The sequence below is a fragment of the Halobacillus sp. 12SKB genome (assembly GCF_052941655.1).
Genome location: NZ_JBRFWR010000001.1, coordinates 1,238,362 through 1,251,493, shown reverse-complemented (window position 1 = coordinate 1,251,493; position 13,132 = coordinate 1,238,362). Strand labels below are relative to the sequence as shown.

The 13,132-nt window shown below is 45.8% G+C and carries 10 protein-coding genes; 2 read left to right on the top strand and 8 right to left on the bottom strand.

What is annotated here, in order from left to right; translation table 11 throughout:
• Positions 1 to 39: 39 nt before the first annotated feature.
• Positions 40 to 1,014 (top strand): stage II sporulation protein M, encoded by a 975-nt coding sequence (locus tag ACQ4XT_RS06205; RefSeq protein WP_446852904.1) that lies wholly within the window; start codon positions 40 to 42, stop codon positions 1,012 to 1,014.
• On the opposite strand, the gene ACQ4XT_RS06200 is transcribed toward ACQ4XT_RS06205, so the two are convergent.
• From ACQ4XT_RS06200 to ACQ4XT_RS06180, 5 genes are read right to left on the bottom strand one after another with little or no spacing between them, the layout of a single operon-like run.
• A complete protein-coding gene (locus ACQ4XT_RS06200) occupies positions 992 to 2,350 on the bottom strand; it encodes a DUF58 domain-containing protein (RefSeq protein ID WP_446852903.1) in 1,359 nt (452 codons plus the stop codon). The genes ACQ4XT_RS06205 and ACQ4XT_RS06200 overlap by 23 nt on opposite strands.
• Positions 2,301 to 3,227 (bottom strand): AAA family ATPase, encoded by a 927-nt coding sequence (locus ACQ4XT_RS06195; RefSeq protein ID WP_446852902.1) that lies wholly within the window; start codon positions 3,225 to 3,227, stop codon positions 2,301 to 2,303. Before ACQ4XT_RS06195 ends, ACQ4XT_RS06200 begins: the two co-directional genes overlap by 50 nt.
• Positions 3,224 to 4,351 (bottom strand): DUF4350 domain-containing protein, encoded by a 1,128-nt coding sequence (locus ACQ4XT_RS06190; RefSeq protein ID WP_446852901.1) that lies wholly within the window; start codon positions 4,349 to 4,351, stop codon positions 3,224 to 3,226. Before ACQ4XT_RS06190 ends, ACQ4XT_RS06195 begins: the two co-directional genes overlap by 4 nt.
• The gene (locus tag ACQ4XT_RS06185) at positions 4,348 to 4,986 is read right to left on the bottom strand and encodes a hypothetical protein (RefSeq protein ID WP_446852900.1); all 639 of its coding nucleotides are present in this window, start codon (positions 4,984 to 4,986) and stop codon (positions 4,348 to 4,350) included. Before ACQ4XT_RS06185 ends, ACQ4XT_RS06190 begins: the two co-directional genes overlap by 4 nt.
• Before the next feature lie 15 nt (positions 4,987 to 5,001).
• Complete coding sequence (locus ACQ4XT_RS06180) at positions 5,002 to 5,931, bottom strand: hypothetical protein (RefSeq protein WP_446852899.1); 930 nt, start codon at positions 5,929 to 5,931, stop codon at positions 5,002 to 5,004.
• Between the two features lie 107 nt (positions 5,932 to 6,038).
• Between ACQ4XT_RS06180 and ACQ4XT_RS06175 the strand changes: the two genes are divergently transcribed.
• Positions 6,039 to 6,674: a GrpB family protein gene (locus ACQ4XT_RS06175; RefSeq protein WP_446852898.1), complete on the top strand. Its 636-nt coding sequence runs from the start codon at positions 6,039 to 6,041 to the stop codon at positions 6,672 to 6,674.
• Between the two features lie 25 nt (positions 6,675 to 6,699).
• Here the strand turns inward: ACQ4XT_RS06175 and ACQ4XT_RS06170 are convergent, their stop codons facing one another.
• The 3 genes from ACQ4XT_RS06170 to ACQ4XT_RS06160 form a co-directional block, all read right to left on the bottom strand.
• Complete coding sequence (locus ACQ4XT_RS06170; protein WP_446852897.1) at positions 6,700 to 8,082, bottom strand: dipeptidase; 1,383 nt, start codon at positions 8,080 to 8,082, stop codon at positions 6,700 to 6,702.
• Between the two features lie 1,242 nt (positions 8,083 to 9,324).
• The gene (locus ACQ4XT_RS06165; RefSeq protein ID WP_446852896.1) at positions 9,325 to 11,361 is read right to left on the bottom strand and encodes a catalase; all 2,037 of its coding nucleotides are present in this window, start codon (positions 11,359 to 11,361) and stop codon (positions 9,325 to 9,327) included.
• Positions 11,362 to 11,641: 280 nt separating this feature from the next.
• Positions 11,642 to 13,129: a glutamate synthase subunit beta gene (locus ACQ4XT_RS06160; RefSeq protein ID WP_446852895.1), complete on the bottom strand. Its 1,488-nt coding sequence runs from the start codon at positions 13,127 to 13,129 to the stop codon at positions 11,642 to 11,644.
• Between the last annotated feature and the right edge of the window lie 3 nt (positions 13,130 to 13,132).

Here is a 13,132-nt window from a genome sequence, read left to right as displayed (position 1 = left end):
AAATAGATTGTAAAAAATTCCCGCATTGCAGGTGAAACCATGAACTATCGATCTTTCGTAAAGCGCCACCGTGAAGAGTGGAAACGTTTAGAAGAACTGATTCAGTTGTTACATAAGAACAGTAGCCACTGGGCTCCGAAACATTTAGAAGAGTTTCAGCGCCTGTACCAAAAAATCACCCAACACCTTGCTTACAGTCAAACGTACTTTGCAGAAGAAGAAACGACCGTTTACTTGAACGACCTCGTGACAAAAGCGCATAACATGCTTTACCAGGAAAGCACATCGAATTGGAAACAATTGAAACAAATGTTTGGAAGTTCATTCATCACACTCATCGGTGAACAATGGAAGTTCGTTGTCATCAGCATGCTATTGTTCTTTTTAGGAGGGCTGGCTGCTTTTCTTGCTGTCTACCAGGATCCGATGAGCCTTTACACGATTCTGCCTGATTCCATCGCACAGGCTGTGGATCCGATCCGCCTCGGCAGCCAGGACGGTGGAGTAAATTCTCCTATCATGTCAGCAGAAATCATGACTAATAATATTCAAGTAGCTTTTCTTGCTTTTGCCGGAGGGGTGACCTTCGGTTTACTGACTGTTTATCTACTCATCTACAACGGAATTATTGTCGGTGCCTTAGCCGCTTTGTTCATGGTTCATGGAAAAGCCTATGACTTCTGGGCCTACATCGTCCCACATGGAATTATTGAATTGACGGCCATTTTCATTGCGGGCGGTGCAGGACTTTTAATGGGTTATAAACTTTGGGTTCCCGGCAAACGTACGCGTAGTTATCAATTAAAAACCTATGCCTACCGGTCCGTGCTGCTGTTAATTGGAACCATTCCACTCTTTATCATCGCAGGGGTTGTAGAAGGTTACATCACCCCTTCCAATTTATCCCTTGAAGCGAAATATGCCTTTGCATTCATTACTGTCCTCGGGCTTTTAGCATACGTAATCATCGGAAAAATCAATGCCGGGAAAACTAAAGAAGTCCCCGGTTCATAATGGTAATATAGTGGGAAACGGCGGCGGTCGCCAGCTCCTCTTCCGGTGCCTCAATCATTTGGAGGCCTTGCCGTTCCCATTTTTTCAACTCCTGGTTTTTATCCAACACATGCTTTTGGGCCATCGTCTTTACTAAAGTGGTCTGTACATCTTCAGGCTCCCGCTTCGTCTGGGAATCGATGACTCGGTCTTCAATTCCAATCATTAAGAACAAGTGCGAGCGCCGTAACCGTTGTAAATAATGCAAAGCTGCTTCTTCGTATAAAAACGTGCTCACATCACTGAACAATAAAAGAAGGCTCCTCCTGCTTTGTACCTTCTGCAGGTGTTGGAACACAGCCGTATAATTGGATTCGTATCCTTCGACTTTCAAGTTATAAATCTCTTTTAAAATGGTTTGCATATGCGCCATTCCTTTTGCCGGCGGCACATACACATGAACATGTTTTGAAAAAGCGAGGACCCCCACGTAATCGCCGCGCTTCAAGGCAGCGGTCGCCACCGTCATCGCAGCCTCGAGGGACTTCTCCAATCGATTGCTCTCCTCAAGCTCCACGCCCATCATCCGTCCGCAGTCAATCAATAAGGTGACAAATTTCCCATGCTCCGGTTCATACTCGTTGGTCATCAGGTTCTGAACTTTTGCGGTTTGTCTCCAATTGATTTTCCGGATATCATCTCCCACGACATAGGAACGGATTTTACTGAACTCCCCCGTTCCCACCTGACGTTTCTTCAAACGGGTCCCTTCGTAGAGAAGGAAACGCTGTGCATCCTCAAGGAAGTTCCTGCTCTCCGTGAGGTCAGGAATGATCCGCACACTCTCGGTTTGATCCACCCTCATTTGTTTTTCCCATAAACCAAAATGAGAACGATAGCGAATATGAAGGTGAGGAAGCGTGTACTCTCCTCGTTGTTCGGCATGAAAAGGATAGGTGATGCGTACTTGCTCATATCCCTGGATATCTTTTTTGAGAGGAAACGGCTGGCTGAACGATTGTGGAAAGTGGTCGATGATTTTCATCGCCGCCCCTTTACCAGAACCATTCCTGACCACTACAGATCCCTCATTTTCAATCCCGCGCTCCATTTCTTCATCCATGTCCCTTCGAATTTGAAGCTCTTTCCGTTTAGGGGAAAAAGTAAGATCAACCAAGCTCAATAATAGAACCGCCCCATTTGCGGCGATGATGAAAGGCCAGGAAAGAGCTGTCCATGTTAGTAAAATCAATACAAATGATATAAAAAGTATAAGCAAGAGCAAACGTTTCGTAGGAACAATCCCTTTATCGCGGAACAGGAACTGATCCCACAAGTTCTTGAATGATTTGGTCATGGGCCACTCCCTCCAGTTCCATATGCGGCGCTAAAATCACACGATGTCTCAAGGAGGCGAGCGCGACCTTTTTGACATCGTCAGGGGTGACGTAGTCGCGTGTTTCGAGGTACGCCCACGCTTTTGCTGCCTTCGCAATGGCAATAGCTGCACGCGTACTTGCTCCATGGCGGATGGATTCCGTTTCACGCGTCTTGCGAACAATCGACATGATGTACCCGTACATTTCGTCGGTCATCGTGACACTTGATATCTCTTCACTGATCCTGTTGAACTCTTCCACCGTCAACAGTGGCTGGACCTCCTCCTCTTGTTTAGATAGTAGCATCTGTTTAAGCACGGCCACTTCGTCTTCCATAGAGGGAAAATCGATATGTAATTTAAACAAAAAGCGATCTTGCTGAGCTTCCGGTAGCGGGTAAGTCCCTTCAAACTCCACCGGGTTTTGGGTCGCGACAACGAAGAAAGGAGCAGGAAGTGTGTACGTCTCACCCTGAATGGTCATCTGCTTTTCTTCCATCGCTTCAAGTAAAGCGGCTTGTGTTTTCGCCGGTGTCCGGTTGATTTCATCAGCAAGCAGGACATTCGTAAACACAGGTCCTTTCATCGTCTCAAATTCACCGGTTTTCATGTTGTAGATCATGCTTCCAGTAATATCGCTCGGCAAGAGGTCCGGGGTGAACTGAATCCGCTTGAAGTCACCTCCAAGGAGGTTCGCTAACGTTCGCACCATTTTTGTTTTCCCCGTACCAGGAACACCTTCTAATAACACATGTCCCCCAACAAGGACGGACGCGAGCATCAATCGGACATTCTCGGACTGCCCGTAAACTCTTTGTTCATAGGCCTGTATCAACTCTGTCAATTTTTCATTCATGACCCTTGCACCTCTTTCCTCATCTGATCAAACGTATGCGACCAATCTAAAAATGCCTTTTTATCTACATCCGTTACGTTTTCCAACGGCTCCACGGTTTTCGTCCATTTTTCCCAATCCTGATAATCCTCCTCATTCAACCGATACGAAAGCGTGTGACGGACCTCCTCCCAGGACGCCTGGGTGGATACGCCGAATCGCTCCTGTAACAGCTTTCGAAGGTAGGATTCTTGGACGGCCAGCGACTCTCTGTAAAACTCACCTTTCCGGTACCAGGCAGCAAGAGCCTGCAGACGTTCATCACCAAACCGTACGACCGCTTCTCGCGGCATGAAGGAGGGACCGAACCTTTTTCCCTGCATCCACAAAAAGATAAGCATGAACAAAGCAAGCTGAAGAGTAAAGACAAGCAGCCACTTCGGATAAACGTCCAACCCGGTAAATAAACCATCTTGTCCATGGATATATTCATCAAACCAAATCCTGCTGTCTTCGGCTTCCGATGCTAATATCGATGTGATGACTTCATAATGTTCATAGTCCGTAATCCATTCATTTGTGAACCAATCCGGATTCATGCCAACAATTAGCGCACCATCCCCATAGGAGCGCTCGAAGGCAAGCACACCATGACGATCACTCAATAGGACATCATCCGACTCCTTCGTTTGCAGCCGGTGCTCCTGTTGAACTTCTACAGTATATGTACGACCATCCTCACCCTCTACCTTCGTTTCACCTGCAGGTAAGGCGCCGTAGTCTACCTTGGTATCAAAATAGCCGACGGGGTTGTTTTTCATCAGCCAGATGGTATTCCCCTCTTCCATCCACTTTTCATACTGACGCATCTCATCTCCGCTGACGGTGGAATAAGGCTCAATCATCAAGAGCGTTTGTCGGCCACTTGTCTTCGGAAGCCGGTTCGGTTTGCTATCCCAGCGTGCAGGTTCCTCACCTTGTTCATCAAGAAACGTGTAAAAGGCTTTCATTCCTGTCTGGGAAGGGGATTCAGATAAATAGGGAGGGTACGGTTCCGGACGTCCACTGGAGAGCCAATAGAGCACACCGGCAAGAAGGGTAAAGATGACAGCAGCCCAAAGCCACGTTTTCTTTGTATTTGTCACTCTTCTCTCCACCCTTCTTGATCCATCCATTGAAAGGCACGGGAGCGATATTCATCAAACTCCTCTTTCAGAAGGGTCCGTTTTCCATAAGTGATCTGATCAAAAATCTTCGCAAGAAAAGAAAAATCTGCAACGAGCGTATGACTTGAGTCCTGCAGATCCTTTTCATAGTCGCCGTTCGTTTTCCAGGTTTTCACCTCAACAAGATCCCTCGCATCAAAATCCAACAGCATGCCCAGGAACACATGACGGGCCGCTTCAGAAAATTGACCATCTGCCGCACGCGCGTCCGCTTCCTGCATATGCTTTTCTGATGACCAAGCCAACTCTGAAGTCATGCTGAATGTACGCTTTTCAGACAACTTCTTCTCTCCTGAGATCCGACCCACAAGCTTGATGACAAGTAACAAAAGGATGCCCACTCCGATGAAACCAAAAAAATAGATCCAGCCGTTGATGGCAGAATCAGAGACTTGGAAATTAGGAAACCAAGTCTCAAGCAACTCTTTAACCCACTGAGCAATAATATCCAGCAGGCGTTGACTCGCTGTCTGAGATTCCTGCTGGTACGCTTGATACTCCGGACGCTCGAGTATTTCTTTCAGTTGTTCTTTTCCTTCATTTGATCCACTCACATGATTCACCTACGTTCATGATTCTTTGTAAGAAGCAATCATATCTTTCAAATCATCTGCTTCGTTCCTTGTTTTCAAGTCAAAAAACAGAACCGTATAACCGACCATCATAAACAGCGTGGTAATAATCGAAGCAAGGTCCGTCAGCACACGACCGAGAAGACTGCCACCTAACAGAAGGGCAGAAACCCCTTCCATTACAGAAGTAAGCAAAATGGTAATGATGAAAAAGACGATGAACAATCCGAAAACGAACCAGAAACGCCCTTTCGTCAGCTGCCAGCTTTTTGAAAAGCCTGGGGCGACCTTCTGAAAAACAATCGCTCCAAAGAACATGCTCAGTTTCGTCACAAAAAAAGCGACCGCTGCGAAAAACAACAGACCGAAGACGATCGACATAATGAATCCGACTCCAAAGCCATCCCTTGCAAAGCTAATGCCTCCTAAAACACCGAAAAGGAGAAACCCGATAAAAACGGCGGCTCCGAAGATGACTCCCATCAAGGCTGTGCTTCCAATAAGGGGCCAAAACCTTGAGAACGCCCCTTTAATCGCCTGCCCTTTAGACCAGGTTTCATTCTTTAGTGCTTTACTGGTCGCCACGATCACCGATGCCTGGGCGATCGGATATATGATAATGGCAAGAACAGTGGAAACAAGTAAATACACCATTTCCATACCGATCCCCAGATTTGTTGCCACTAGCTCCTGTGTAGCTGCTGCGGTATCAAGATTGTTCAGGACCCCTTCTGCAAACCCTCCACCTGAAGGCTCGCGGACCAAGCTGATCCCGCTCAACACCATGAATAAATAATCAAATATGTAGAGCGGCGCAAATATAATGAGTAAAGTAAGAAATAAAGGACCGAAGTTTTTCTTTGATATACTGAATGTATGATCGAGTATTTCGGCAAACGTTTTTGGTTTTGTCTGGAGTTGTTCCATCTTCATCCCCCTAACTAGTATCTTTCTACTATTCTAACATTTTAGCGTTTCGTTTTGACAAAAAAAGACAGACTTATCCAAAATATAAAAGGAAGGGAGTAACCGTTATGCATGAAAATGTCGGCACGTGCAAGGCTTGCGGCACAGCGATCTATTGTGAAAATGGGTTCCTGAATGGAGTGTTATCGGAAAACAATACACTACTATGCTTCTCCTGTGATGAACGCAACCTCAAAAATCGTGTACAGCTTTCTCCTTATCAATCCAATTGGCCTGAAACATTCGCTAAGGAAAAAAACGCCATTCTACATAACCTTGGCGATTCGACTATTCCCATAGAGCACATCGGAAGTACTTCTGTTCCAAACCTCCATGCTAAGCCAATTATTGATATATTATTAGGGGTGGAGAAACTTAATGAGTTCACACACTACATTCATCCCCTTTCACAAGCTGGGTATGAATATGTTCCTAAGCCTGAATTAAGGACAAGGCGCTTTTTCAAAAAAGACACCGGTACGGACAGCACCTTCCATCTGCACATCTGTGAGTGGGACAGCTCTGAATGGGAAGAAAAAATCGTATTTCGAGACTACTTACGAGTGAATCCCCAATCAGCCAAAGCCTATGAATCTCTGAAAAAGCAGCTGGCTGAAGCCCATAGAGAAGAACGATCCGTCTACACAAAGAAAAAAGGACCATTCATCCAATCCATTCTTAATCTTGCTTACAAAAAAGGCTGAGAACTACATTCTCAGCCTTTTCCCTTTATAACTCTTGCAGGTACGTACACACCGTTTCGATCCCTTTAGTAAAATTCTCCAGGTGAAAATGTTCATTAGGTGCATGCAGGTTTTCTGTCGGGAGTCCGAATCCCATCAAAACGACCGGCGCATCTAACACACGACCGAAAACTTCGACAATCGGAATGGATCCTCCCTCTTTCGGAAAGAGTGGACGCACATCATACACACTCTCAAATGCATCTGCCGCTTTTTGAATATAAGGGTTTTTTGAATCGATCGCCACCGGGTCTGCTTTAATGTACTGATAAAGATCAACCTTCGCACCCACTGGTCGGTTGTTGGCTACATGACGTTGAATCGCCTCAAAAATCGCCTGAGGGTCCTGCTCACCAACTAGACGACAGCTGATTTTCGCACTCGCTTCTTTAGGGACGATTGTTTTCAACCCTTCGCCTTGAAAACCTCCCGTAATCCCGTTGATCTCAAGTGTTGGCCGGATGCCGACACGTTCCTGGAACGTGAACCCTTCCTCTCCGAAAAATTCATCAAGCTCAAGTTCCTGCTTTGTACGTTCTTCATTGAATGGAACTTCCGCAACCTCTTTTCTTAAGGCTTCTGTAGGCTCAGGAACGTCTTTGTAAAAACCTTCAACGGCAATGCGTCCATTTTCTTCATGCAGTGAATCCAATAGTTGGATGAGGGCATGAATCGAATTTGGTACGGCACCGCCATAGGTACCCGAATGCAGATCCGAATTAGCAGTAGTGACAGTCATTTCCATGGCCAAAGCCCCGCGTAAAGAGGTACAGATGGCCGGCTGCCCTTCCTCACTGAAGGACGTATCACTAATGACGACCGCATCACAAGCAAGCTTTTCCTCATTTTCCTGAATGAAAGGACCTAGGTTAGGGCTTGCGATTTCCTCTTCTCCTTCTATGACAAACTTCACATTGACTGGAAGCTCGCCCTTTTCTTTCATAAGAAGATCGACAGCTTTAATATGAATGAACAGCTGGCCTTTATCATCCGTAGCTCCCCGGGCGAAAATTTTCCCGTCCCTAATGACCGGTTCAAATGGTGGGGTTTCCCATAGGTCAAGGGGATCTTCCGGCTGCACATCATAGTGGCCGTACACAAGAACGGTCGGCTTTCCTTCTGCATGAAGCCAATCCGCATAAACGATCGGATGCCCTTCTGTAGGGATGACCTCCACATTCTCCATGCCGGCTTCTTTCAAAGCACCAGCTGTCCAATCCGCTGCCTTTTTTACGTCTTCTTTATGTTGTGACAAGGAAGAAATGCTTGGTATGCTTAAATACTGCTTTAATTCTTCTATGAACTGATCTTTATGTAACTCAATGGCTTCCTTCACCTTATTGTCCTCCTTATATCCTTTTGCTCTCATTATACCGAAATTCCCTCAACGACTGAAACATAGACAATTCTTCCATTCCACAAAAGCTCCCTATTCTTGAAGACTCAGTTTCGAGATGTTTGTGTGATTCTAGGGGCTCCGGGAAAAGGTTCGCTTTCCATGGGGCGGGCGGTGAGCCTCCTCAGGCTACGCCTTCCGGGGTCTCACCTGTCCCACACGTCCCATAGGAGTCTCACCGTTTCCCTCCGCCCCTTTACTTTATAAGTGTCTCGAAACCACTTCTAAAAGGGGCAGCTTGAATGGTTGAGAGAAGTAAATGATTAGAACACCTGTATTCATAAGTAAGGTTCCAATTGTTCTCCCCTAGGCGGGCATAAAGTGCTTTGTATCAAGCATTTGCGTATGCTAAACGTCAATTGGGGTAGAGTTTATATCATTAACTTCTCATAACCACACAAGCTGATTTTTTAAGTAGTGGTTTCGAGTATCTTCTTTGATTAGTTGGCGGAAGAAATTCTCGAAACTACATTCCAGCAATAAGAGCTTTTATGGTTAAGAAGCCTGTGTCAACGCGGTTTAAGCAGGATTTAAAAGAGTTTTAGGCAGGTACTATAAGAGGGATTTCGTAAACCTCATATGGTAAAGGGGCGGAGGGAAACGGTGAGACTCCTGTGGGAAGTGCGTGGTAGATGAGACCCCGCAGAGCGTTAGCTCGAGGAGGCTCATCACTCGCCCACGGAAAGCGAACCTTTTCCCGGAGCCCCTAAATCCACACAAACATCTCGAAATCGAGTCTTCCACAATCCTGCCATATACTTTAATAACTTCTGAACAGAAGAAAAATCCAAGTCTATGGAAATTTAAAAATAAAAAGTGGCCAGTTATGGAATACCGGCCACTTTGGTTTGGTCTTAGGAAGATAAAAATTATAGCAGGGAAATAATGAAGCTAATCACAACTATTAAACCGATGATCATTAAGATTGTACGAATCATGGAATCACCTCTTCGTCTTTTTGTATTTATTCATCCTTTCCCTTATCATCACGAGATTTAAACAAACTATACGAAAAATCCTCCCTTTTTCCCTTTCCGGTCGATACCATTTTTTAAGAACCAATGGCTTTTGGTCTATGGATTTATTGTTATTTTACAAATGTATTTCTCTAAATTTAGTTATAGAAGGCAGCACAAACATCTATGGCCCACGTTGATGAGAGAAAATAAAAACCCTGCCGATCCTGGAATGGTCCCAGGTTGGCAGGGTTTGTTGTTAAATTAATTGACGATCCCAATGACGGTGGGCAGATACTGCCTGTACGAAATCTTCTGTGAAGCCTTTAATATCATCACCAGCTACGACACCGCTGTGATCAGCAAGCTTGTTATCGTTCAACCACTGAACAGCATTGTGGGTAGCACCCAGCGGTTTATAATGAGAGAATGCTTCATTAAGGAAATGAGAGGCATGCTTTTTGAACGCCTCTTCCTCATTGCTTCCTCCTACCGCATACAGCGCATCATAAAGGACAGAATCCGTAGTAAGGAAGGTGTGATCGACCTTCAATTCTGAACGGTCATCTCCTTGGAGCATTCCCTGTTTGTCACTAATGATTTCTGTCATGATTCCTTCTGAAGCCAGCTCTTTGAGTGCTTGAGTGACGTCTTTTCCGTTGAACCCGTTCGCTAAAATGACTCCAACTTTACGAGTCGATGGCTTATGAACGGTATTTGCCTGGCTTAGAGCAGGAGAAGATTTCTTCACCTCTGAACCGCCGCTCTGCGGAGGGGTGACACCAATGTTCTTAGCAAACCCTTGGGCAAGTTCTAAGCTTACGTTCGCAAACATTTTCACGACTTCTTCCCGCACGGCTTCGCTTTCCACTTTTCCAAGTTCAAAGCTGAACGCATTGATGAGATGCTCTTTTTCATGATCACTCATGCTGTTCCAAAACAGGGTAGCCTGAGAGAAGTGATCTTTAAAGCTCTCGCTGCGAGCACGGATCTTGTGACCTTCCACTTTTTCCTGGTAGTGGGAATAACCGCCTTCTTCTTCACTTGCCGGTGTCGGTGTATTGTTTGCAAATGAGTTCTTATGATAACTGACCTGCCCTTTATTGATCGTTTGGCGGCCATAGCCATCACGCTGGTTATTAAAGAAAGGACAGACAGGACGGTTGATCGGAAGTTCATGGAAGTTCGGTCCGCCCAGCCTGATCAACTGCGTATCCGTGTAGGAGAACAAACGCCCCTGCAATAACGGGTCATTCGTAAAGTCGATCCCTGGTACGACGTTACCCGGATGGTAAGCCACCTGTTCGTTTTCAGCGAATACGTTATCTACATTACGATTTAACGTCATTTTACCGACGATTTGAACAGGGACGTCTTCTTCCGGCCACAGCTTCGTTGGATCAAGGACATCAAAATCGAACTTAAATTCATCTTCTTCAGGTATGACCTGGATGCCAAGCTCATACTCAGGATAATCACCATTTTCAATAGAGTTATAAAGATCCCCTCGATGAAAATCAGGGTCTTTACCATTGATTTTTTGTGCTTCATCCCATACAAGTGAATGTGTGCCAAGGAGAGGCTTCCAGTGGAACTTAACGAAGTGCGCCTTTCCTTCTTTATTGACTAAACGGAAAGTATGAACTCCGAAACCTTCCATCATACGCAGACTTCTAGGAATAGCACGATCAGACATCGTCCACATCACCATGTGTGCAGACTCCTGGTTTTGTCCTACGAAGTCCCAGAACGTATCATGAGCGGATGCTGCCTGCGGCATAGCGTTATGCGGTTCAGGTTTGACTGCATGAACAAGGTCAGGGAACTTGATAGCATCCTGGATAAAGAAGACCGGTATGTTATTTCCGACTAGATCATAATTTCCTTCTTCTGTGTAAAATTTCGTTGCGAACCCTCGTGCATCACGCACCGTTTCTGCTGACCCCTTGGAACCAGCAACCGTTGAAAACCTTACAAACGTCGGCGTAGTTTTTGATGTATCATTTAGAAAATCAGCTTTCGTATATTTCTCAAGTGATTCATATAATTGAAATTCGCCATGTGCTGAAAATCCTCTCGCGTGAACAATACGCTCAGGGATACGTTCATGGTCGAAGTGAGTCATTTTTTCACGAAAATGAAAGTCCTCCAGCAGGGTAGGGCCTCGCACACCCGCTTTTAATGAAAATTCATCCTCTGAAACTTTGACTCCGTGGTTTGTCGTCATATGTTTGCCGGAGTCATCTACCCGGAACTGATCCAACTGCTCATCTTTACTTGATCTTTTATTACTCATTGAGCTCCTCCTTAAGAAACCACCCCTTAGAATGGTAAGTAATAAATAAACATTACAATCTACGTACCCGCCGATTCGACAGAATAAACACACGATTACTTTCCTAGAAAAGTAGTTTGTCGGAAGGTGTTCGTAAAAAGCGAAGAATCTCTAAATAACAGTGGCTATCAAAGGTTTGTGTTCAACTCGTAGACTTTCAGGAAATTCATCATACAAGGAAAGACTCAGGACACAAAAAGCCACCTCTGTTTAGAGGTGGCTTGAAATGGTTATCTATCAACTATGGCAGCTGGGAGGCTCCCATCATGTAGCGATCGCATTCGCGTGCGACTTCGCGGCCTTCATTGATAGCCCAAACAATCAGACTTTGCCCGCGGCGCATGTCTCCAGCAGCGAATACGCCTTCGACGTTTGTCGTATACTTCCCGTATTGAGCAGCGACATTCGAACGCACGGTCGTTTCGATGCCAAGCTTTTCAATTAGGTCCTGCTCCGGTCCGCTAAAACCAATCGCAAGCAAGACAAGATCTGCTTCCCATACTTTTTCTGTTCCTGGGATTTCAGTACGGACTTTGTTGCCTTTCTCATCATAAGAAAGAGCGACGTCAATCGTGTGCACTTCTTTGATACGATTGTTCTCATCCCCGACGAATTTTTTCGTCATGACCGCATAGGCACGTGGGTCTTTATTGAACTTCGCTTCTGCTTCCTTTTGGCCGTACTCCACACGATGGATGACCGGGTACTGTGGCCATGGGTTTACTTCATTGTCACGTGTAGAACCTTTTTTATCATAAATATCAAACTGAGTAAGGCTCTTACAGCCGTGACGCATGGATGTCGCCATACAGTCGGTTCCTGTGTCCCCGCCACCTATGACAATCACATTTTTGTCTTTCGCACTGATGTAGTTTCCGTCTTCATGATCGGAATCCAGAAGGCTCTTCGTGTTGGAGTGTAAGAAGTCCATCGCATAGTGGATACCTTTTAAGTTGCGTCCATCTACTTCCAGGTTCCTTGGCGTTGTCGCTCCGCCACAAAGAATGACCGTATCATACTCTTCATTCAAACGAGAAACGGGATAGTCACGACCAACCTCTGTGTTCGTCATGAATTGGATGCCCTCTTCTTTTAGAATGTTCACGCGACGTTCAACCACGGAATAAGGCAGCTTCATTTCAGGAATTCCATAGGTGAGTAATCCACCGACACGGTCGTTACGCTCATAAACCGTCACCCAGTGGCCCGCTTTGTTCAGCTGTGCAGCAGCTGCCAGACCAGCAGGGCCTGAGCCGACGACTGCCACTTTTTTACCTGTCCGATAGGCAGGAGGTTCTGGCGTGACCCATCCTTCTTCAAATCCCTTTTCAATAATCGATCTCTCTACACTGCGAATGGCAACCGGTGGTTCGTTGATCCCAAGAACACAAGCCCCTTCACAAGGAGCAGGACAAGCAAAACCTGTGAACTCCGGGAAGTTATTCATTTCATGTTCTTTTGCAAGAGCTTCCTTCCATTTCCCCTGATAGACAAGGTCGTTCCATTCGGGTATCAGGTGGTAAACAGGGCAACCGCTCGTGATGCCGTTGATTTCCATTCCAGAATGGCAGGTAGGAACGCCGCAGTCCATGCAGCGTGCCCCTTGCTTTTGTGCTTCTTCATCTGAAAGGGGAAGTTTGTAATCTTCCCAATCTTTTATTCTTGTTTCAGGATCGCGCTCAGGTGTGGATTGGCGTGTGTATTCCATGAATCCAGTAGACTTTCCCATCAG

Coding starts and splice junctions, on each gene's coding strand:
- ACQ4XT_RS06200 (WP_446852903.1), bottom strand. CDS start 2,350: ATGACCAAATCATTCAAGAACTTGTGGGATCAGTTCCTGTTCCGCGAT.
- ACQ4XT_RS06170 (WP_446852897.1), bottom strand. CDS start 8,082: ATGAGAGCAAAAGGATATAAGGAGGACAATAAGGTGAAGGAAGCCATT.
- ACQ4XT_RS06175 (WP_446852898.1), top strand. CDS start 6,039: ATGCATGAAAATGTCGGCACGTGCAAGGCTTGCGGCACAGCGATCTAT.
- ACQ4XT_RS06165 (WP_446852896.1), bottom strand. CDS start 11,361: ATGAGTAATAAAAGATCAAGTAAAGATGAGCAGTTGGATCAGTTCCGG.
- ACQ4XT_RS06160 (WP_446852895.1), bottom strand. CDS start 13,129: ATGGGAAAGTCTACTGGATTCATGGAATACACACGCCAATCCACACCT.
- ACQ4XT_RS06195 (WP_446852902.1), bottom strand. CDS start 3,227: ATGAATGAAAAATTGACAGAGTTGATACAGGCCTATGAACAAAGAGTT.
- ACQ4XT_RS06205 (WP_446852904.1), top strand. CDS start 40: ATGAACTATCGATCTTTCGTAAAGCGCCACCGTGAAGAGTGGAAACGT.
- ACQ4XT_RS06180 (WP_446852899.1), bottom strand. CDS start 5,931: ATGGAACAACTCCAGACAAAACCAAAAACGTTTGCCGAAATACTCGAT.